This window comes from Candidatus Phycosocius bacilliformis, from assembly GCF_003112735.1.
Classification (GTDB): Bacteria; Pseudomonadota; Alphaproteobacteria; order Caulobacterales; family Aquidulcibacteraceae; genus Aquidulcibacter; species Aquidulcibacter bacilliformis.
The window spans coordinates 1-21,168 of the sequence record NZ_BFBR01000007.1 but is presented as its reverse complement, the minus strand read 5'-3'; the positions used below and the strand labels follow the sequence as shown (position 1 = coordinate 21,168).

Genomic DNA, 21,168 nt, shown 5'->3' with positions numbered 1-21,168 from the left:
ACGATGCGGGCATTGTTATTTTCAACCATTCTGGCTGTTTCAGGTCTGGGGCTTCCCGGCGCGGCCATTCTGGCCGTCGATCCGGCGCAGGCACAAGCAACCACCAGCGCACAAGCCGGCGCACCCGAAGCTGCTGTCACCTACATCCATGTTGGCCGGCTGATCGCGGAGCCCGGTGCGCTGCCAGCAACCGCCAAAACCCTGATTATTCGGGACGGCAAGATTGAGGCGATCCGGGATGGCTATGTCGCGCCGGTTGGCGATGCGCAACTGGTGGATCTCAAGACCAAAACAGTCTTGCCTGGCCTGATCGACAGCCATGTGCATCTGTTGTCGGAATTGTCACCGCGCAGTCAGCTTGATGCGGTCACCAAGGAAGAAAGCGATTTGGTACTGGATGGGCTGATCAATGCCCAGAAGACCTTGCAGGCAGGCTTTACCACGGTGGTGGATTTGGGCGCTGGTGACCATCACACGATCTTTGCGCTGCGCAATCAGATTGCCGCGGGTCGCTTATTGGGGCCGCGCATCCTGGCCGCTGGGGCGGCGATCAGTCCAACGGGCGGGCATGGTGATATTCACGGCTACCGGGAAGACATTATGCATGTGCTGGGCCCTGAAAGCGTCTGCAATGGGGTCGATGATTGCCGCCGCGCGGTGCGTGAACAGGTCAAGGCCGGGGCTGACATCATTAAAGTCACGGCAACCGGCGGGGTGTTAAGCAACACTGCCAGCGGCCTCAGCCAGCAATTTTTCGACGATGAGTTGAAAGCCATTGCCGATACGGCTCATCTGCTTGGCAAAACCATCACCGCCCACGCCCATGGCAAAGGCGGGATCGAGGCTGCTTTGCGGTCGGGCTTCGACAGTATTGAACATTCAAGCTATGCCGATGCCGAGACTTTTGCCCTCTATAAGGCCAAAAACGCCTGCATGGTGCCCACATTGCTGGCAGGCACCACGGTGACCGAAATGGCGAAGGTGGGCGGTACCTTGACGGGTGCTCAAGCCGCCAAAGCCCTGACTGTGGGGCCTTTGATGATCGATATGGCGTCCAAAGCCCGCAAGGCAGGTGTCTGTGTGGTGTTTGGCACGGATTCAGGCGTCTCCCGCCATGGCGATAATGCGCGTGAGTTCGAATTGATGGTGCAGGCAGGATTTACCCCGACAGAAGCCTTGCGCAGCGCGACTGTAGGCGGGGCTGCGCATCTGGGCTTGTCATCGCAGATCGGCACTCTGGAACCCGGTAAAGCCGCCGACCTCATTGCCGTCACCGGTGATCCGCTGAGCGATGTGTCGGTCCTGCGCAAGGTTGAGTTCGTCATGGTCGGCGGCCGCATCGCCAAACAATAGGGCAGGGCGTCGAGCCAGTGCTGTGGTGTCTCCCCGCCGGAGTGAAGCGCAGAGCGGGGACCTTTTTGTGTATTAGCGGCACAAGATCCCGGATCGGCTACCGCCGTCCGGGATGACAGTGCTCTGTATAATTTAGCTTTTTTAACGGTGTCATCCCCGCCGGAGCGAAGCGCAGAGCGGGGACCTCCTCGCGTCCTTGTGTCACAAGATCCCGGATCGGCTACCGCCGTCCGGGATGACAGCGTGTTGTGGATGTGTTGCTCTCCTCCCCCGCGTGCGGGGGAGGGGGACCCTGCGCAGCAGGGTGGAGGGGGTGTTGTGAAAGCTCAGCCACGCTAATGCCCCCTCCGTCAGCTTCGCTGCCACCTCCCCCGTAAACGGGGGAGGACATGAGGGCATCACCCCCGCCGAAGAGCGGGGACCTCCTCGCGCATCTGCGCAATAAGATCCCCGAGCGGCTTTGCCGTTTAGGTTGATACGCGGTAGGATATGTTGGCAATTCAGCAGCGGGGCTCATGCGATAATATCAGCCACTTACTTCGCCCGCCGCCAGAATTGGTCTTGGCAGAGGAAGGCAACGCACCCGGAAACCTTCAACTGTCCATCCGGCATAAGAGTCAGGACAGCTTTATATGTCTTGCCATTGACTGGATTATAAATCGTCCCTCCCGTCCAATTACCGCGGCCCGGAACGAAGCCGCTCAATAAGCGCATGCCTATTATTAAGCGGTTCCGCAGAGCCGGGTCCGGATTATGCGTGTCAAGCGGTGGTGTCGTCGTCCTAGGGAGCGGAACCGCGCTCACAATAGTTCCGCATAATTGTGCCCCGCAGGGGGCGATCTCGACGATGGCTTTATTCTCCGGCGTGTGCCAGCGGCCTGATATTGGGCCAGCAGTGGACGACATGCCGATTGCGACGATCAAAAGAACTGACATCATAAAACTCCCAAATAGGGCTACGGATCAAAATGAGAACATTGTTTTCGGTAGAAGCGATACAATAGGATCACGGATGCGCGAGCAGACAGAAAGCCTCTGGGCGCGCTTCCTCCATCCAACGCACATCCACGCGGTTGAATCCTGCGTTCTCTAGTTCCCGCCGACAGGTTTCTGCAAAAAGACGCGGTACAGGGGCTCGCGGGCCTCTGGGTTGAAAGCAAATGGCAAACAAGCCTTTCTCTGCGACATGGCCATGAAGTCGACGGAATAGGGCAGGCCGATTATCAATGATTTGGATGACATTGGAGCACCAAATGCGATCAAACCGGCCGTCAATGACACAAGCCGGATCGGCGATATTCCCACAACGCAGCTCAAGTCTGCCTTCTGCCAGGGCCGATTTATTGTGATACTGGGCCGATATAACCATTGCTGGTGACCAATCGAGCCCGAGTGCTCGATTGTTGGTATCCCGGCTCAGAAATTCGGCCAAGGTCTCACCGTTGCCAAAGCCAAATTCAAAGCCAGTCTGGCCCGCTTGAAGGTCGAGCTGATCTAACAGCCATCTGTTGCGTGGCCGGTTGGTGGCGGCCATAATATCCCCCATCAATCGGCCGAGAAAACCCGCTGGCTTGCGCGCCTGTTGCGAAAAGATTAGCTCAGACATGGGCAGCGCCTCTACCCACCGCCTTTAGCTGAGTTTCAGCGAAGCCTTCTTGTTGGTCAGAGTTCAAGCGCGCTGCGATCGTCCGCAACACATTGGCTGCACTCAATAACTCGTCGGCCGTTAAGCCTTGGCTCAATACGTCAATGTGCGGTTCTTCAATCTGGTGGATCTGGTTGACCGCTGCTCGTCCTTTTGCGGTCAGGCCAATGAGGGCAGAGCGCTTGTGTGACGGATTGGGTAAGGCTTCTAGCCACCCACTGGTGATCATATCGTCAACGAGTTTTTGGATGAATTGACGTGAAACGGGCCGCATGGCCGCCAGTCGTGGTACTGTCAGTGGTCCGCGATAGTGGATGGACATTAATATCCCACGCATACCCGATGACAGCCCCGCGGCGGCGTGGAGGCGGTCACCCGCGGCGGAAAGCCGATGGAAGGCGGTGGGTAAGATCTCAAGCACGGCGCGCATATGTTCGGCTATCACTCACCATTCTCCTAATTGACAACTTTATTGTCAATTAAGATGCGGGGCTGATTTTGTCAACTAGGTTGTCATCAATGATTTCAATCATGACTCATATGCTGCCATCCGCTTGGGGCTGGCAGTGTTGTAATGCTCTGAAAGTGAATGGATATATTCTCGATTGAGTGCACAAGAAGCCGCCGTGACTGGCGGTGCAGCATTTACCCACCGCCCCTCCCCAATCGGGTGAGGGGCAAAAGTGAGAGACAGTTTCTGCTTTAAGCGACGGCGACCTCTTCGGCGGGCAGGAATTTCTTGCCGCGAATGTGGTCTGAGATTTTTTCCGCAATCATCATGGTCGGCGCATTGGTGTTGCCGCCAATCAGAGTGGGCATCACCGAGGCATCCACCACCCGCAGATTCTTCACGCCGCGCACTTTGCAATCCTTATCGACCACAGACGCCTTGTCAGTGCCCATGCGGCAGGTCCCGATTGGGTGATAAATGGTTTCAGCCGTCGCGCGTATATAGGCGTCGATCTCCTCATCGGATTGGACATGGGCACCGGGTTTGAATTCTTCGCCCCGATAGGGGGCTAAGGCGGGCTGTGCCAAGACGTTCCGGCCAATCTTGAGGCCTTCGCGCAAGGCACGACGATCTTCCTCGGCCGACAAATAATTGGGATCAATCAGCGGGGCCGCAAACGGATTGGCGCTCTTAATGCTGATCTGGCCGCGGCTTTCAGGTCGCAGCTGACACACATGCAGCGAGAAACCATCTTGGGTGGCCGCCACATTGCCATGGTCTTGGACCAAGGCATTGACGAAGTGGAATTGCAAATCAGGCCGGTCGAGGCCTTCGCGCGATTTGGCAAAACCGCCGGATTCGAGGAAGTTTTCCCGGCCAAGACCTTCCTTGCGGAACAAATAGGTCAATGCCGTTATATATTGCTTCAGCCCACGGTTGAGGGAGAAGGCGGTGATGGGCTGGGTACAATTCTGCAACAAGAGCACGTCAAGATGGTCTTGCAAATTCTGGCCAACATCAGGGCTGTCGACCAACACCTCGACCCCGGCCTGGCTTAAAGTCTGAGCCGGGCCGATGCCGGAAACCATCAAAATCTGGGGCGATTGAACCGCACCAGCGCACACCAGCACTTCTTTATTGGCATAAACACGAGAGCGGGGTGATTTCTCATCATGGGCATATTCGACCCCGACACAGACCTTGTCTTCAAACAGCAATCGGGTGGTATGGGCGTGGCTGCGCACAGCCAGATTGGGCCGCGCCAATGCGGGCTTGAGATAGGCAAAGGATGCTGACCACCGCTCACCATCCTTGATGGTCAATTGGTAGGAGCCGAAACCCTCTTGATCATGACCATTGAAATCGGCTGACTTCTTGTGCCCGGCCTGCACCGCTGACTCGATTAGGGCGTGATAGAGCGGATTGGATGATTTGCCCCAAGACACATGCAAAGGGCCGCTGGCCCCGTGAAAGGCATCCCCGCCTGTCTCAAGCGATTCAGAGCGTTTGAAATAGGGCAGAACTTCTGAAAAACTCCAGCCCTTCAAGCCCATCTGGGCCCATTGATCATAGTCACGGGCATGGCCGCGAATATAGATCATGCCATTGATCGCGCTGGATCCACCCCAGCCCTTGCCACGTGGCCAATAGAGCGGACGGTTGTTAAGCTGGCCTTGGGGTTCGGTGGTAAAGGCCCAATTATGCGCATTCTTGCCTTTGATCAGTGTGCCGACACCGGCGGGCATGCGCACCAGAAGCGAATTGTCGCGCCCGCCGGCTTCAAGCACCAGCACCCGCACATTGAGGTCTTCGCTCAAACGGTTGGCCAGAACACAACCTGCACTGCCTGCCCCAATGATGATATAGTCAAACCGGTCTTCAGCTGCCGCTGTGGCCATTCAGGAACTCCCCGTCCTTGGATTTTCTTGTTCTGCCGCCATGTTTGACCCGAAGAGGCAGACTGGGCAAGTGGACTCGGGCACGTGGATTCAGTCCCCGGTCCGCACAGGGCTCACCCAACCCAATTGGGGCTGCGCTTTTGGGCAAAGGCCATCGGCCCCTCGATCAGATTGGGTGAGGAGAACATGGCCCGAATTTCGGGATAATTATTCTGCCCGCGATAGGCGGCAGCCAGGGATGGCTCGTCCAGCCCGCGATAGACCGCCTCCTTCGACGCCCGGATCGAGCTGGGCGCGCATTCGGCAATCATGTCGGCCCAAGCCCGCGCACGGGTCAACAGATCAGCCGGGGTTGTGACTTCATTGACAAAGCCCAGTGTTTTGCCTTCTTCGGCACTGACCCGCCGCCCGGTTAGAATCATGCCCATGGCTTGTTTGAGACCAATTTGACGGGGCAAGCGATGCAATCCCCCGGCTAAAGCTGCCAGACCGACCTTTGGCTCAGGCAAGGCAAAGACCGCGCTATCAGCGGCGATAATCAGGTCACAAGCCAAGGCAATCTCGAACCCACCGCCCATGGCAATGCCGTTCACCGCGGCAATTACGGGCTTGGCCAGATCAAATCGACTGGTCAGCCCAGCAAAGCCCGAATCGGGAATATACATCTTCCCACCTGAGGCCTGATATTTCAGGTCATTGCCGGCACTGAAAGCCCGCTCACCCGCCCCGGTGATGATGGCAACCCACAGATCGGGATTGGCGGCGAAGTCGTCAAACACCTGAGCCAATTCGGCATTGGCCGGGGGATGCAAGGCATTCATGGCCTCGGGGCGGTTAATGGTGACAGTCAGGACTTTGCCGTCGATGGCAGTGCTGCAAAATTCATAGCTCATGGCGCTCTCCCGGATGTTTTTTCATGATCTAGCAGGAAAACTGAGGCAAGGGACACCACAAAGCAGCAATTTGGCTTGCAGTACATGGACGCGCGTTGACATGTTTTCGCCGCGTTCTTACCTCACGGGCCAAATGTTTTGCTGTGGTGCCAGTGTAGCGCCCCTTGCCCGTCTGGATGAACCGGCGGACAAGGCCCCAGAAGAGCCGGAATTTCCGGCAACAGGTCAGGCCGGAAGTCCATGTTGAAGATCGTCAAGAAGCTGTTTGGCACCTCGAACGAGCGCCGCGTGAAAACCCTCATCCAGCGCGTGGAGCAGCGGATCAATCCGCTTGAAGCCGGAATCAAGGCCTTGAGTGATGACGCCCTGCGCGCCAAGACGGACGAGTTCAAGGCTCGTCTGGCTTCTGGTGCCACGCTGGATGATATTCTTGATGAGGCCTTTGCCGTTGTCCGCGAGGCTGCCTCGCGGGCGATTGGCCAACGCCATTATGATGTGCAGCTGGTCGGCGGCATGGTGTTGAATTCTGGGGCGATCTCAGAAATGCGCACCGGGGAAGGTAAGACCCTGGTGGCAACGGCCCCGGTTTATCTCAATGCTTTGACCGGGCGTGGTGTGCATGTGGTCACGGTCAATGATTATTTGGCCAAGCGCGATGCTGAATGGATGGGCCGCATTTACGCTTTCCTCGGCATGGAAACCGGCGTCATCGTGCCAAATCTCGATGATGCGACCCGCCGGATCAATTATGCCAAGGACATCACCTACGGCACCAATAATGAGTTTGGCTTTGATTATCTCCGCGATAATCTGAAATATTCGCTCGACGAAATGGTCCAGCGCGATCACCACTTTGCCATCGTCGATGAAGTCGATTCGATTCTGATCGATGAAGCGCGCACCCCGCTGATCATTTCCGGGCCGACCGATGACCGTTCTGATTTTTATCGGTCGATGGATGAGCTCATTTATCTGCTCGACAAGGACGATTACGAGCATGATGAAAAGCAGCGTTCAGCGGTCTATACCGAAAAGGGTTCTGAGCGCATTGAAGAGCTTCTGCGCGAGCGTGGATTGCTGGAAGGCGGGCTCTATGAAGCGGTCAACACCACAGTTGTGCACCATGCCAATCAGGCCCTGCGGGCCCATGTGCTCTACACCCGCGACAAGGATTATATCGTCAAGGACAATGAGGTTGTTCTGATTGACGAATTTACCGGCCGGATGATGACCGGGCGGCGGCTGTCGGAAGGCCTGCATCAGGCAATCGAAGCCAAAGAACAAGTTCCCGTCCAACCGGAAAACCAGACCTTGGCGTCAATCACTTTCCAAAACTATTTCCGCCTTTATGAAAAGCTGGGCGGGATGACGGGGACAGCCCAAACCGAAGCGGCAGAATTTGAAGATATTTATGGCCTGCGGGTGGTGGAAATCCCAACCAATCGGCCAGTGGCGCGGATCGACGAGAATGATCTTGTGTTCCAGAACCAAGCCGGCAAGCATCGGGCGATCCTGCGCGATATTCGTGATTGCTATGATCGTGGCCAGCCCATTCTGGTCGGCACGGCATCGATCGAAAAGTCAGAGCTGATTTCAGATTTGCTCAAGGCCGAAAACATTCCCCATTCGGTTCTAAACGCCCACAAACATGCCGAGGAAGCCGAGATCGTTGCCGAAGCTGGTGTGCCCGGTGCTGTGACGATTGCAACCAATATGGCTGGTCGGGGGACCGACATCCAATTGGGTGGCAATGTGGAAATGCGCCTCGATAAGGAAAAGCGGGCGCGTGAGGCGGCTTGGGGTCGGGCGATGACCTCAGAGGAACTTCAGACGCTCAAGGGCGAAATCGAAGCAGATATTGCCGTTAAAAAGGCCAAGGCACTGGAATTGGGGGGCCTTTATGTGTTGGGAACCGAACGGCATGAAAGCCGCCGGATTGACAACCAATTGCGTGGCCGGACCGGTCGGCAAGGCGACCCCGGCAAGAGCCGCTTTTATATCTCTTGCGATGATGATCTGCTGCGCATCTTCGGCGGAGACCGGTTAGCAGGTGTGTTCAAAGTGGCCTCCGCCGATGAGGATGAGCCTCTGGAAGATCGCATGATGAATAAGGTCATGGAGATTAGTCAGAAGCGGGTGGAAGCGCGCAATTTCGAGATCCGCAAGAACCTTTTGAAATATGACGACGTGATCAATGATCAGCGCAAGCAGATCTTTGAAGAGCGCAAGGAATTCATGCGCACCGACAATGTCGAGGACACAGTGCGCGATATGCGCCATGAAGTGATCGACACATTGTGTGAGTATTATATGCCGGCCCGTCTTCTGCCCGAACAATGGGACACAGAGGGGCTTGAAAACGATGTGCGTGAGACCCTGGGTCTGGAAATCCCGGCCCGCGAGATGGCGGCCCGCGAAGGCGTGGATGACAATGACATTCGCCAAGCCATTCTGGAGGCATCCGACAAGGCTTGGGCTGAAAAAGTGACTCTGATGGGTGAGGACCAATCTCGTTACATCGAAAAGCAGGTCCTGTTGCAGACCATCGACCTCAAGTGGCGCGAGCATCTGGTCCAAGTCGATCATTTGCGCTCGGTTATCCATTTGCGCGGCTATGGCCAGCGCGATCCGCTGATCGAATACAAAACTGACGCCTTCTCGATGTTTGAAAAGATGCGCTCGGACCTGCGGACCGATGTCACCCGCGTTTTGATGAACATCCAGCTGATCGCGCCCGACTCCCAGCAGTTTCCTGCAAGCTTTGATCCCAGCATGGCCACGATTGATGCGGGCTTTGGATCGGGAATTGGCGATGGGTTTGGCAGCAATCCTGATTGGGTCACCAGCCATCCAGCTCCGGCAACGGGCTTGGATGAAATGGGTGATGTGGCCGACGACCTTGTCCCTTCACCTTTGGGCGACATGCCGCGGGCTTGGCTTGATACCCCGCGCAATGCACCGTGCCCCTGTGGCTCCGGCAAGCGGTTTAAGGCCTGCCACGGCGCAGTCTAAGACGTCATGGCCTCAGGCTGAGACCGGCTTGAGGCCAGCGGCGAACCGCTTCCAGTTCTCGACATAATGCAGGGCAGAGCCGATCAGAAACTGGACCTGATCGGGCAACACCTCGCGTACCACTTTGCCCGGTGCACCCATCACCAGTGAATTGTCGGGAATCACCTTGCCTTCGGGGATCAGCGCCTTGGCCCCGATGATACAATTCTTGCCGATCACGGCCCGATTCAGCACCACTGCACCAATTCCGATCAAAGAATTATCGCCAATTGTGCATCCATGCAGCATGGCCAGATGGCCAACGGTCACATTGGCACCAATGGTGAGGGGGACACCCAGATCGGTGTGCAGGATCGCCCCGTCTTGAATATTGGTGTTTTCGCCGATGGTGATGGGATCATTATCCCCCCGCAAAACCGCATTAAACCAAACACTTGCATTCTTGTGCAGGACGCAATTTCCGATGACGGTGGCATTGGGCGCAATCCAATAATCACCTTGGGCCGGCAATGTCGGGGTCGCATCGCCTAAAGAATAGGCACCTGGGATGAAGCCCATGGAAAAATGTCCTCCAAAAAGAGTTTTCGTCATTAACAACTCATTTACTCTGCTAGGATGAACTCGCAACAGAGATTCGCGGCAGGTCCGAAGATGGCTTTGTGTCAGGCGCGCGAAAGGGGGTGATGTGATCGCACACGCGGCCATGCCTGAACCGGACCCTGCCGACCTTCGGGTTGGTTCTCCGAGCAGCCTGTATCAGTCCTGCCAGTTGTTTTGTGCCGCAGCCCTTAGGTCTGCGGCTTTTTCATTTTTCGACTTCCGACCTGAAGGAGCATGTCCATGGCGAAACGCCCAGCAGCCCGTCGTACCCGTGATCAAGCCGATCAAAGCCGTCATCCACATGGTTTTGGTCAGGGTAAACACGGTCATCATGGTCAGGAAGATTCTAATGTACGGGCTTTGTTTGGCTGGCACCCTACGGCCCAAGATGATGGGATTGAGCGCGATCAGAGCTTTCTAAAGAAGGTCAAGCCGCGCACAGCAGGCCAAGAACAACTGCTTGATGCAATTGATGCCAATCCATTGGTGGTGGCGATCGGTCCGGCGGGGACAGGCAAGACCTATCTGGCGATTTCAAAGGCGGTGGAGGCACTTGAAGCCGGCCGGGTATCGCGGATTATTCTCTCGCGCCCTGCGGTTGAGGCCGGTGAATCCATCGGCTTCCTGCCGGGCCATATGGAAGAAAAGCTTGCCCCTTATCTGCGTCCCCTGATGGATGCATTGTCGGACCGGCTCAGCCCCAAACGGCTCAAGACGATGATGATGGAAGGCCAGATCGAAATTGCGCCCATCGGCTTCATGCGTGGGCGGACATTAAACAATGCCTTTGTGGTGATTGATGAGGCGCAAAACTGCACCTATGGCCAGCTGAAGATGCTGCTCACCCGTCTGGGCTGGCATTCCACCATGGTGGTGACCGGTGACCCAGCACAAACCGATCTGTTGCCAGAATTGTCCGGCCTTGGCCAAATCGCCGACGCGCTTGATCGATTGGATGATGTCGCCGTGGTACGCTTGGCCGAGAAAGACATCGTGCGCCACCCGCTGGTGGCCAGCATGCTCAGCGTGCTTTAATCGCATTCTTGGCGCAGGCTTGCTCCTCAAGTCTGCGCCATGGCATCCCCGACAATCCGTCGGCTGGTTCAGCCTTCCAGATCGATGTCCAGAATGGCCATTTCGAAAATATAGGACGTCTCGCCCTCATCCTCGTCAATATAGACGGTGCCGAGGAATTCAGGGCCCATATATACTTCCATGGAATCCTTCACGCCAGCGCGTGGCTTTAAAAGGATGTCGCGTGAACGGAAAACCCGGTTCATATGGGCCTCAACACGCTTCCATTCCGGATTTGCCATTGTGTGTCTCCAATCAATAGGTCGGGTTTAGGGGCATGTGCGCTGACTGGGAAGGGGGTTAAACCCGCAACTCGCCTTCCAATACAGTCACGGCCCGCCCGCGCATCAGCACACGGTCGCCCTTAACCTCGCAAATCATGCCCCCACCCCGACCGGGATAAGCCTGAAAGAAGGTGAGCGGGTTTTGTCCCAGTTTCTCGGTGAAGAGTGGGGCGAGAATGCAATGGGCGGAGCCGGTGACGGGGTCTTCTGGAATGCCTGAACCGGGGGCAAAAAAGCGGCTGACCACCTGATAAGGTGCCTCTTTATCGGCCAGAGTAGCCACGATTAAATTACCGCGCTCTTGGGCCATGTCCTGGGTGCAGATTCGATTGATGGCGGCCAAATCAGGCTTCAGGCTGCGCAGGATCGCCTCATTTTCGACGATGGCCACACCATAACTCGCCGCCCACGTCTCTCGGATTGGGGCACCAAGAGCGGCCTCCAGACCTTCTGGTGTGGGGATAGGTCGGGCCGGGCGGGCCGGGAAATCAAGCTCATAAAGGCCAGCCTCATCCCGACGCACGCGCAGTGGCCCACTCAGCGTGTCGAAAGTCAGAATTTCTGCCGTCACGCCCAATTCAGTCATGAGCACATGCGCCGAGGCCAAAGTGGCATGGCCGCAGAGCGGGATTTCAAGTGCGGGTGTGAACCAGCGCAAGCCAAAGCGGGCAGGGTCGGCAGTTTTCAGAAGATAGGCTGTCTCGGCCTGGTTGTTTTCCATCGCGAGCGTCTGCATCCAGCCTGCCTCGGGCCAGACATCAAAGGGCTCCACCACACAGGCCGGATTGCCGGTAAATGGGCGCTCGGCAAAGGCATCAATCAAATATTGTTTCATCTTAGGCTTCCTTAAATTGAACTTCCGGCCAGCGGGCCTGAATGCCCGCCACTTTGGCTTTGGTATTGTGGGTCGCACCGCGATTGGGATTGGGGCGCAGAACCATGTCGAACAAATCTTGCAAACCGAACGGGGCGGCAAGGCTGATGCTGTCATCGGCTTCCAGGCGCACAGCCACCGCATCTGAAAAGCACAGATAGCGTTCAAGCGATTCATCGGTGCAGGACAAAGGCGCATAGGGGCTCCCAAAGCGTTTTTCGAACCACACATGGACGCGGGCCTGATTGCGCACCTCGACCAAAGGCTTCAAATCCTCCGGCAGCAGGGCATCAACCGCCTTGATGATGCGATCTTCGGCATCCCAGGAGATGTCGGGATCGAAATAGCAAATGTCATAATCCTTGATGCCATAATCAGGTGCGCGCCCGGTGAGGCTGTTCCACACTGTGCCATAGACCGACCCTGCCACCAGTCGCCAATCGGGCAGGTTTGCGCCGCGCACCAGATCCAACACCTGCATCACACGCGGACTGGCTTGCACCATGTGGATCAGACGGGTTTCCAGCGCTTGGGTCATTTGCTGACTGTCCATGCGTGGTTGAGCGGCCCATGGCCTTTGCCAAATCCCGGTGCGCGGCGGATCGCCTCCAACAAATAAGCCCGCGCCCGCTCGACAGCTTCTTCCAGGCCGACACCTTGGGCCAGATAGGCAGCAATGGCGCTGGCCAATGTACAGCCGGTGCCGTGGGTGGAGGCAGTCTCAATCCGCTCGGCCTCGAAGAAAACCTCACCGGCTTGGGTTGCCAAAACATCGGTAAAGCGGGGGCCTGGAATATGCCCGCCTTTGACGAGGACAGCCTCAGCCCCCAGTCGCAACAGACGCTCACCAGCCCGGCGCTGGCCATTAATGCCATCCACGTCCAGATCGGTCAGACGTTCGGCCTCGGGCGCATTGGGGGTCAGAAGGCCCGCCAGCGGGATCATCAGGCTTTTCACGGCAGCCACGGCGCGCTCTTCCAGAAGCGGGTGACCACCCTTTGCCACCATCACTGGATCCACCACCCGCACAATGCCTTTGGTATGGGTTTCCAGCGCTTCGGCGACTGTTTCGACGGTCTCAATACTGCCCAACATGCCGGTCTTGACCGCATCCACGCCCAGATCGCTCGTTACACACGAGATTTGCTCGCTGATCACCGCCAAAGGGATGGGATGGACATTGAACACACCCAACGTGTTCTGCACCGTGATGGCGGTGACCGCCGTCATGGCAAAGCCACCCAGTGCCGTGACGGCCTTGATATCGGCCTGAATACCGGCCCCACCACCACTGTCACTGCCCGCCACAATCAAGACGCGGCCCTTGGGGGTTGGAGGTGTCATGCTAATCGAGCCTTTCTTCGAAAAGGGCAGCCTGTACCCGCAAGGCTTGGCGGGTTTCAGCCACATCATGCACGCGCAAGACCGCCGCACCTTGGCGGGCGGCGAACAGAGCGGCTGCCAGCGATCCACCCAAGCGGTTGTCAGGCGCTGCACCGGGGTCAAGGGCCTCAATGAAGCGCTTGCGCGATGTGCCGACCAGAACGGGCCGACCCAAAGCGACCAGTCGCGGCAGATCGCGCATCAGGGTCAGATTATGGGAAAGGGTTTTGCCGAAGCCGATACCGGGATCGAGAATGATATGCTCAAGCTTGATCCCCGCTTGAACCGCTTGACTGAGGCGACTGACGAGGAAGTTCAAAACCTCGCTGGTGACATCGCGGTAGCTGGGCTGGACTTGCATGGTCTTGGGCTCGCCCTGGGCGTGCATCAGCACCACTGGGACATCAAGGGCCGCGGCAACCGTTAGGCTGTCTGGCGAAAAACCTAATGCCGAGACATCATTCCAGCATGAGGCACCTGCGGCAATGGCGGCGCGCGCCACCTCTGGCTTGCGGGTGTCAATCGAAATGGGGATCGGGCAGTCCTTGGCCAAAGCCTGAAGCACAGGCAAAACGCGGTCGATTTCTTCATCGGCTCCGACGGGTTCAGCTCCCGGACGCGTGCTCTCCCCGCCAAGGTCGAGGAGGTCTGCCCCGGCTGCGACCAAGGCATGGGCATGGGCAATCGCAGCCGCGGGGTCGATGAACTGACCACCGTCGGAGAAACTGTCAGGCGTGGTGTTGATCACGCCCATGATGAGCGGCCCCGCCCGGTTATTGAGAGCTTGCAGAAACCGATTCATGGCCCGCTCCCTAGTCAATTTTGAGACCGCTGCACAGGGTGGCGTGTGCGAAAGGGGGCAAGACAGGCCTTTTCATCGCTGGCCCGGCGCGGCACACTGGGCTCATGACTCACGCAGCAATTCCTCCCGCTCCCCGCACATATGGCGGCCTGAACTGGCTTGGCCTCAAAACCCTGTATCTGCGCGAAGTGCGCCGGTTTTGGAAAGTCGCCGTCCAGACGATTTTTGGACCGGTGGTGTCGACTTGGTTGTTGATGGTGGTGTTTGTGATGGCGTTTGGGGCCGACAAGCGCATGATGAGCGGCATTCCTTTTGCTGACTTTTTGGCACCGGGCCTGATCATGCTGTCGATCATCCAGAATGCCTTTGCCAATTCCTCTTCCTCGCTCATTGTGGCCAAGGTCCAAGGCACAACGGTGGATTTCTTGATGCCACCTTTATCGGCCGGGGAATTAACCGCCGGCTTTATCGCCGGGGCGACCACACGCGGGCTTTTGGTGGCCTTGGCGATGGCCCTGTCCATTGTGGTTTTCGCCAATGTTGTCCCAAAGCACTGGGGCTGGACCCTGTATTTCGGCCTGACCGGGGCGATCATGTTCGGGGCATTTGGCGTACTCGGGGGCATTTGGGCCGATAAATTTGACAATCTGGCCTTTGTGACCAGCTTCCTGATCACGCCTCTGACCTTTTTGTCTGGCACGTTTTATTCAATCAAAGTCCTTCCCGAACCCTTCCACACATTGTCGATGTGGAACCCGGTATTTCATTTGATTGATGGCTTTCGCTATGGCTTTACCGGCCATGCCGATGCCGACGTCATGATCAGTGCTGTGTCCTCCGGCCTCATCAGCCTTGCTTTGGTGTTTCTGTGCTGGCGTGTGTTCAAGACGGGGTGGCGCATGCGCGCATAAAGCTGTAAAAGGCAGACGTCCGACGTAGCAGCGAACGAGGGACCTGGCGGCAGCTAGGCCCTTTTTCGATTCAGCCGACCCGGACCTAACCAAAGTTTGGAGAGTAATCCATGAGCGCCGCCCCTTTGATGCCTGTCTATTCACCTGCACCAGCGGACTTCGTGCAAGGGCGAGGCGTGGAGGTCTTCTCTGCAGACGGCAAGCGTTATCTGGATTTCATCGCCGGTATTGCCACCAATTCTTTGGGACATTGTCACCCCAAGCTGGTGGCTGCCCTGACCGAACAGGCCAACAAAATCTGGCACATGTCCAACATGTATCAGACGGAGCTGCAACGCTCACTCGCTCAGAAATACACAGAAGCTTCCTTTGCCGATGTGGTCTTTTTTGCCAATTCGGGCACAGAGGCGATCGAAGCCTGCTTGAAGCTGACCCGCAAATATCATTCATCCAAAGGCAATCCAGAGCGCATTGATATTCTGGGCTTTGAGGGTGCTTTCCATGGCCGCTCTTATGGGGCGATCAATGCGGCTGCCAATCCGAATTACCTCAACGGATTTGGCCCGCCTCTGCCAGGTTATCGCCAATTGCCATTTGGCGATCATGATGCGCTGAAGGCGGCGATTGGCCCCACCACTGCAGGCATTATCATCGAGCCTGTTCAGGGCGAAGGTGGGGTTCGCGCCGTGCCCACAGAATGCCTGAAAGGCCTGCGGGAACTGTGCGACAAAGAGGGCATTCTGCTCATTTTTGACGAGGTTCAGTCCGGTGCGGGGCGGACGGGTAAATTGTTTGCCCATGAGTGGGCGGGCATCACCCCTGATGTCATGGCAGTTGCCAAAGGCATGGGCGGCGGCTTCCCCATGGGGGCCTGTTTGGCGACCGCCGAAGCGGCCAGCGGCATGGTGCGTGGCGTGCACGGGTCGACTTTTGGCGGCAATCCGCTGGCGATGGCCGTCGGTCATGCGACTTTTGATGAAATCAGCAAGCCTGAATTCCTTGAGCATGTCCGCGATGTTGCCAACCACCTGCATCAAGCACTCGCAGGGCTGAAGGACCGCTATCCAGAGCTTGTGCAGGATGTGCGGGGTAAAGGCCTGCTCTGTGGTCTCAAGCTGACCATGGACCCCCTCAAAGTGCGCCAATTGTGCTTTGAGCGCGGCATGCTGGTGGGCACGGCGGGGCAGAATGTGCTGCGTCTGGCGCCGCCCCTGATCATCACACCCGAGCATGTTTCTGAAGCCATCACAATTCTGGATGCAGCCCTTGCGGCGGCCCGGGATGAGATGAAGGCAGCGGCCTGACCCTACCTGCCTGACTGGAAAATCTGATGCGCCATTTTCTGGATATTGATGACCTCGCACCCGAGGATGTGCGGGCGATTCTGGATGAAGCCCACGCCCGCAAGGCGGCCCGACAGGGCTGGCCGAAAGGCCGGGTCGACCGCGACGCCCCGCTCTCAGGCCATGTGCTGGCAGCAATCTTTGAGAAAAATTCGACCCGGACGCGGGTGTCGTTTGATGCGGCCATGCGGCAATTGGGTGGGGCGACTTTGACCATGGATGCGGCCACGAGCCAGCTCGGGCGCGGTGAGTCGATTGCCGATACGGCCCGTGTGCTGTCGCGTATGGTTGATGTCATTGCGCTGCGCGCTCATTCCCATCAAAGCCTGGTGGAGTTGGCCCATTATGCCAGCGTGCCTGTCATCAATGCGTTGACCGACTTTTCCCATCCTTGCCAGATTTTGGCGGATCTCATGACGCTGGAGGAAGCGGGCATCATGCTGAAAGGGGCCCGGATTGCTTGGTCGGGCGATGGCAATAATGTGCTGACAAGCTTCATCCATGCAGCCGGCAAATTGGGGTTTGAAGTGGCGGCTGCCTGCCCGGCGGGTTTCCAGCCCAATCCTGCCGTTGTCGACAAGGGGCGGGCTGCTGGGGCTGTTGTGCATCTTTATGATGATCCCGCCCAGGCCGTGGCTGGTGCCGATTGTGTGGTGACCGATACCTGGGTCTCGATGGGTGACACCAATGTCGGTGAGCGTATGCAAGCATTAGGTCCCTATCAGGTCAATGAGGACTTGATGGCCAAGGCCAACTCTGGGGCGATCTTCCTGCATTGTCTGCCCGCCCATCGTGGCGAAGAAGTCACCGATGCGGTGATGGATGGCCCGCAAAGCCGTATTTTTGACGAAGCCGAAAACCGAATCCATGCACAAAAGGCGGTATTGACCTGGTGCCTCGGCCAAGGAACACATGCATGAGTTTTGACGCCAATCCTGCCGATCCCGATGCCGACCCGATGGCGGCGGCCGATGACATTGTTGCGGCTTTCCAGATTGATGGTGAGCCCGTGCGTGGCCGTATTGTCCGGTTGGGACCGGCGACGGTGGACGAGATTCTTCAGCGCCACGCCTATCCTGATTGTGTTGCCCGATTGCTGGGCGAACTGCTGACGCTGGCGGCCTTGGTGGGTGCATCCCTGAAGTTTGACGGCAAGCTGATCATTCAGGTCCAAGGCGAGGAGGGGCTTGAGGGGGCCGTCCGCTTCATGGTGGCGGAGTATCGCACTGCGGGCGCGCTTCGCGGCTATGCCAATATCGACCATGTGGCTCTGGCCAAATTGCTGTCGGACAATCCTGCACCCGGCCTGCCTGACCTGATTGGGCAGGGTCTCTTCGTGATGACGGTCGATCAAGGCGATGACATGGACCGCTATCAGGGCACTGTCGCCTTAGAAGGCGATACTTTGGCGGAAGCTGCCAGCCTTTATTTTGCCCAGTCCGAACAAATTCCAACCCGCATTCGGGTGGCGTGCAGCCGCAAGGATGGACCTGGCGGGCGTCATTTGTGGCGGGCGGGCGGTGCCTTGATCCAGCAGGTGGCTGGCGATAGCGCGCGCGGAGATACGGCTCTGGCATGGGAAAATGCCGCCATCCTGTTTGAGACACTCGAAGACCGCGAATTGGTCAATGCAGATTTGTCGGCAGGTGAGGTCTTGTTCCGCCTCTATCATGAAGATGGTGTGCGCTTGTTTGAGGCCAAGCCAATCGAGACGGCTTGCACCTGCTCGAGTGAGCGGATCCTCGCCCTATTGCGCCAATTTGGGCGCGAAGCTGCCGCTGAAATGGTCGAGGCTGATGGCCTGATCCGGGTGCGCTGCGAATATTGCAACAAGAGCTTCGACGTTCGCCCCGAAGAATTGCTGTGAGCAGGCCCAGGCTTCGTGATTGACATAATCAAAAGGGCGGCCCGATGGACCGCCCTTTGTGTTCTCGAGAGATCAGATTTCGACTTACTGGCTGCGCTGGGCCACAAAGGTTGCGCTATTGCCTATGGCTGAACCGCTGGCTGAAATCATGCCCATATTGCCGCCTTGGAAGCTGACATTGGCGGTCACATTGCCGCTGTTATATTGGGTGGAACGGCCTTCAACCAAGACGCTTTCGTTGCCGCAAGAGGCGCAGCTATAGGCGGTCATGGCATTGCCAACTGCAGATGCATTGACTTGGCCAACGCCCCCGGTTGCAGAACTGGCTGATAAGCTGGCCGAGGCGGTAATGTCGCCGCGATTATTTTGGTCCATGAACAACGACACATCCGAGCCCAAGTTCGACAGAAGTGCTGAATTGCCGACCGAATTGGCACCCGACATGGCAAAGCCATTGAATATGTCGAGCGTGACTTCAGAGCTTGAGCTGATCGCACCGGCATTATCCTGCTCGCCGCTTAATTGTGCATAGCCCCATTTGTTTTGGATTTCAGCCAGATTGCCACCCGCTGATGCCCCGCTTGAGACATTGGTGGCACTCTTTTCACGCACTTCAGAGCTTGCCGCGACGGCACCGCGATTGGCTTGGGTCACGTTGGCAAAAATGGTGGCCGATTCGCCAGACCAGCGTGCTGAATTGGCAGCTGCGATCGCATTGGACGTCGTCGCACCATTGTTGCAGCAGGCCTCCACTTGGGAATAGGCAGTCACATTCGCGCCGCTGACTTGGGTGACAGCATTGTCGCTATAGCCGTGGTTGGTATAGCCACCAAAGGCGTTGGCGGTGGCTTGCGCGCCTGAGACAAGATAGTCCGCAGAGCCAACGGTAATGGCCGAGCCTGCCTGAATGGTTGAACCATCATGGACAATTTGCTCGGAGGTTAAATCTGTCGTTCCGCAGCAGCCTTCAACCTGCGCCGCATTGCCATGGGCGACGGCTGCACTTTGGGTCACCCCGCGGGCCTCCCCACCGGTCACCACATTGGTTGCCGCCACGCGGCCTTTGAGGATCTGGCTGTTATCGACATTCATACTCTGCTCGACCGCACGGGCAGACATCGTATTGCCGACAGAGAGATTGTTGGTTGTCGAGCCATGGCTGGACTGGAACTCAACCCGCAAGCCGGAAATGGCATCACCAATATGGACCTGACCATTGAGCACTTCATAGGGGGCTTGTTGCGCGCTGGCGAGCGCTGGCACCAAGGCCAGAGCGGCAGCGGTGGCAAGAAGGGTCTTCAGTTGTGCCATGTCGTGCTCCACGATCTCGAGATCTGTCTCTTTCCGGCACACTTGGCCGGTCGTGGGGGCAGCAGTGCGGATTACATGCCAAGCAAGACATGCCGCCAGAGGGTTTTCGCGTGAGGGACGAATAGTGGCCGGAAATGCGCCAGCGGGCAGGTTGGGCTGCTGGCAGAGCGGGGATTGAGGCTGGCTTTGCTCAATCCATATCGAGGGCTTGGCGAAGCCGAGCCTTGATTTGCGCGCGGACCTCCGGGGTTGACTGGCCGAAGACGCCGCGCGCTTCAGGCGGGATATGAGCCATGGGGTCTTCCGCGCTTTGGAAGATATAATGGTCAAACAGGGTCTTCCAAGCCTGCTTTTCGCTTGGGGGAAGATCGCGCAAGGTCAGAAGGGCATGTTGCAGGGTGAGACTGGGGGTTACCAGATGCTCAGGTCCTGCGCGCCACCAGAAATTGACCAACATGCCAACCGGGGTGAGGGATTCCACATGATGTATCCATAGGCTTGGCAGATAAAGCACATCGCCGGGCTCAAGCTCGACCACTTGGGCGGCTTTGACAGCCTCTTGGAAGCGGGGGAAATTTACCAGATCCGGGTTTTGAAAGTCGACGAGGGAAATCGGCTGACCGGCCAATGTATGATCGAGTGGTCCGATATAAAGGTTTTTGACTTGTTCAATCGGAAACAAGGTGAAGCGACGGCGGCCGGCCACCACAGCCGCCAGATTTTGGGGCAGGTCCCAATGGGCGGCGGTCCGGGTCTGATTGCCGATCCACAATGAGATTTTGACTTGGGATTCGGCCGGCAATAGCGGCATCGGGCAGCGGGCCACCAGATCTGGAAAATAATGTGCAAAGGGCAAGGCGCCCGCATACATGCTGGGCGGGTCGTCAACCTCCTTCAGCCGTAAGAGGATCGATAACAAGGTCTCAATTGTCGCGGATCGGATGTCGAAATTGAACTGGCGCAAATCGGGGCCATAGCTATAGCGACCCTTGACCTCCGGTGGCGCAAAGAAGCAATTGGCCGGGGCCTCATTGGCAAAGCCACGGACATAGTCGCAGACAGCGTCATCCGAGCGTTTGGCCGCATCGACAATCGGCCAGTCGGCGACGAGGCCCCGCAAAACCGCAGGCTTTTGTGTTGGTTGGATCACCTCGCGGAACACTGCCGGTGTGACGCGCTCAAAGCTGGGCACGTCGGCGCAAGCTGACCAATCCACTGACATCCTGCCCTTTCCCTCACAGCCCTTTCTGGGAGATGAACCCCCGGGCAGCTATTGGCGGCAAGGCGTCAGCCGTGTCAATGCCCGCGCTTTTGAAGGGATCAACTTGGCCCAGACCTGCCCGTGAAGCGCGACAGGTTTATTGACGTGTTCCGCGCAGGGCGGAGGCGATGTTGCGGTCTTGGTTTGTGGACCAAGCGTTGGGATTGGCGCGGGGTGCGGCCCCAGCGGCGGTGGCATCGGAGCGT

Annotated in this window: 20 protein-coding genes; 7 read left to right on the top strand and 13 right to left on the bottom strand. The window is 57.5% G+C overall.

Going from position 1 to position 21,168, the window contains the following annotated elements; translation table 11 throughout:
* Nucleotides 1–3 precede the first annotated feature (3 nt).
* Nucleotides 4–1,353 (top strand): metal-dependent hydrolase family protein, encoded by a 1,350-nt coding sequence (locus PbB2_RS11360; RefSeq protein ID WP_108985446.1) that lies wholly within the window; start codon nucleotides 4–6, stop codon nucleotides 1,351–1,353.
* A 534-nt stretch (nucleotides 1,354–1,887) separates the two neighbouring features.
* Here PbB2_RS11360 and PbB2_RS16470 read toward each other — a convergent pair.
* From PbB2_RS16470 to PbB2_RS11335, 5 genes are all read right to left on the bottom strand, one after another.
* The gene (locus PbB2_RS16470) at nucleotides 1,888–2,259 is read right to left on the bottom strand and encodes a DUF2147 domain-containing protein (RefSeq protein ID WP_420887466.1); all 372 of its coding nucleotides are present in this window, start codon (nucleotides 2,257–2,259) and stop codon (nucleotides 1,888–1,890) included.
* Between the two features lie 100 nt (nucleotides 2,260–2,359).
* Nucleotides 2,360–2,959: an SAM-dependent methyltransferase gene (locus PbB2_RS11350; RefSeq protein ID WP_108985444.1), complete on the bottom strand. Its 600-nt coding sequence runs from the start codon at nucleotides 2,957–2,959 to the stop codon at nucleotides 2,360–2,362.
* Nucleotides 2,952–3,443 (bottom strand): MarR family winged helix-turn-helix transcriptional regulator, encoded by a 492-nt coding sequence (locus PbB2_RS11345; protein WP_133245793.1) that lies wholly within the window; start codon nucleotides 3,441–3,443, stop codon nucleotides 2,952–2,954. The genes PbB2_RS11350 and PbB2_RS11345 overlap by 8 nt, the downstream gene beginning before the upstream one ends.
* A gap of 257 nt (nucleotides 3,444–3,700) precedes the next feature.
* The gene (locus PbB2_RS11340; RefSeq protein WP_108985442.1) at nucleotides 3,701–5,347 is read right to left on the bottom strand and encodes a choline dehydrogenase; all 1,647 of its coding nucleotides are present in this window, start codon (nucleotides 5,345–5,347) and stop codon (nucleotides 3,701–3,703) included.
* 113 nt (nucleotides 5,348–5,460) lie between these two features.
* On the bottom strand, nucleotides 5,461–6,240 hold the full coding sequence (locus tag PbB2_RS11335) for an enoyl-CoA hydratase-related protein (RefSeq protein WP_108985441.1): 780 nt from the start codon (nucleotides 6,238–6,240) through the stop codon (nucleotides 5,461–5,463).
* A gap of 240 nt (nucleotides 6,241–6,480) precedes the next feature.
* On the opposite strand from PbB2_RS11335, the gene secA reads away from it, so the two are divergent.
* Nucleotides 6,481–9,252 carry a preprotein translocase subunit SecA gene (gene secA / locus PbB2_RS11325; protein ID WP_108985439.1) on the top strand — a complete coding sequence of 924 codons (2,772 nt, stop codon included), beginning with the start codon at nucleotides 6,481–6,483 and terminating at the stop codon, nucleotides 9,250–9,252.
* A gap of 12 nt (nucleotides 9,253–9,264) precedes the next feature.
* On the opposite strand, the gene PbB2_RS11320 is transcribed toward secA, so the two are convergent.
* Nucleotides 9,265–9,810 (bottom strand): gamma carbonic anhydrase family protein, encoded by a 546-nt coding sequence (locus PbB2_RS11320; protein ID WP_108985438.1) that lies wholly within the window; start codon nucleotides 9,808–9,810, stop codon nucleotides 9,265–9,267.
* Nucleotides 9,811–10,092: 282 nt separating this feature from the next.
* Between PbB2_RS11320 and PbB2_RS11315 the strand changes: the two genes are divergently transcribed.
* Nucleotides 10,093–10,887, top strand: a complete 795-nt coding sequence (locus PbB2_RS11315; protein ID WP_108985619.1) for a PhoH family protein — start codon at nucleotides 10,093–10,095, stop codon at nucleotides 10,885–10,887.
* 68 nt (nucleotides 10,888–10,955) lie between these two features.
* On the opposite strand, the gene PbB2_RS11310 is transcribed toward PbB2_RS11315, so the two are convergent.
* The 5 genes from PbB2_RS11310 to folP are packed head-to-tail and all read right to left on the bottom strand — an operon-like array spanning nucleotide 10,956 to nucleotide 14,269.
* Nucleotides 10,956–11,168 carry a DUF3126 family protein gene (locus tag PbB2_RS11310; protein WP_108985437.1) on the bottom strand — a complete coding sequence of 71 codons (213 nt, stop codon included), beginning with the start codon at nucleotides 11,166–11,168 and terminating at the stop codon, nucleotides 10,956–10,958.
* Between the two features lie 58 nt (nucleotides 11,169–11,226).
* Complete coding sequence (locus PbB2_RS11305; RefSeq protein ID WP_108985436.1) at nucleotides 11,227–12,045, bottom strand: PhzF family phenazine biosynthesis protein; 819 nt, start codon at nucleotides 12,043–12,045, stop codon at nucleotides 11,227–11,229.
* 1 nt (nucleotide 12,046) lies between these two features.
* Entirely contained in the window at nucleotides 12,047–12,622 is a 576-nt protein-coding gene (locus PbB2_RS11300; protein ID WP_238164983.1) for a nucleotidyltransferase family protein, read from the bottom strand.
* Complete coding sequence (thiD, locus tag PbB2_RS11295) at nucleotides 12,619–13,428, bottom strand: bifunctional hydroxymethylpyrimidine kinase/phosphomethylpyrimidine kinase (protein ID WP_108985434.1); 810 nt, start codon at nucleotides 13,426–13,428, stop codon at nucleotides 12,619–12,621. Before thiD ends, PbB2_RS11300 begins: the two co-directional genes overlap by 4 nt.
* Nucleotide 13,429: 1 nt before the next feature.
* Nucleotides 13,430–14,269, bottom strand: coding sequence for a dihydropteroate synthase (gene folP / locus PbB2_RS11290; RefSeq protein ID WP_238164982.1), 840 nt, complete (start codon nucleotides 14,267–14,269; stop codon nucleotides 13,430–13,432).
* A gap of 104 nt (nucleotides 14,270–14,373) precedes the next feature.
* Here folP and PbB2_RS11285 point away from each other — a divergent pair, with 104 nt between their 5' ends.
* The 4 genes from PbB2_RS11285 (at nucleotide 14,374) to PbB2_RS11270 (ending at nucleotide 18,390) form a co-directional block, all read left to right on the top strand.
* Nucleotides 14,374–15,180 (top strand): ABC transporter permease, encoded by an 807-nt coding sequence (locus PbB2_RS11285; protein WP_108985617.1) that lies wholly within the window; start codon nucleotides 14,374–14,376, stop codon nucleotides 15,178–15,180.
* 110 nt (nucleotides 15,181–15,290) lie between these two features.
* On the top strand, nucleotides 15,291–16,484 hold the full coding sequence (locus PbB2_RS11280) for an aspartate aminotransferase family protein (RefSeq protein ID WP_108985433.1): 1,194 nt from the start codon (nucleotides 15,291–15,293) through the stop codon (nucleotides 16,482–16,484).
* Between the two features lie 26 nt (nucleotides 16,485–16,510).
* On the top strand, nucleotides 16,511–17,443 hold the full coding sequence (gene argF, locus PbB2_RS11275; protein WP_305790468.1) for an ornithine carbamoyltransferase: 933 nt from the start codon (nucleotides 16,511–16,513) through the stop codon (nucleotides 17,441–17,443).
* A complete protein-coding gene (locus PbB2_RS11270) occupies nucleotides 17,440–18,390 on the top strand; it encodes an Hsp33 family molecular chaperone HslO (RefSeq protein WP_238164981.1) in 951 nt (316 codons plus the stop codon). Before argF ends, PbB2_RS11270 begins: the two co-directional genes overlap by 4 nt.
* Before the next feature lie 84 nt (nucleotides 18,391–18,474).
* Here PbB2_RS11270 and hfaD read toward each other — a convergent pair whose 3' ends face one another.
* Together hfaD and PbB2_RS11260 are read right to left on the bottom strand one after the other, a co-directional pair.
* Complete coding sequence (gene hfaD, locus PbB2_RS11265) at nucleotides 18,475–19,701, bottom strand: holdfast anchor protein HfaD (protein WP_133245792.1); 1,227 nt, start codon at nucleotides 19,699–19,701, stop codon at nucleotides 18,475–18,477.
* Nucleotides 19,702–19,891: 190 nt separating this feature from the next.
* Nucleotides 19,892–20,923 (bottom strand): cupin-like domain-containing protein, encoded by a 1,032-nt coding sequence (locus PbB2_RS11260; RefSeq protein ID WP_108985430.1) that lies wholly within the window; start codon nucleotides 20,921–20,923, stop codon nucleotides 19,892–19,894.
* Nucleotides 20,924–21,168: the final 245 nt, after the last annotated feature.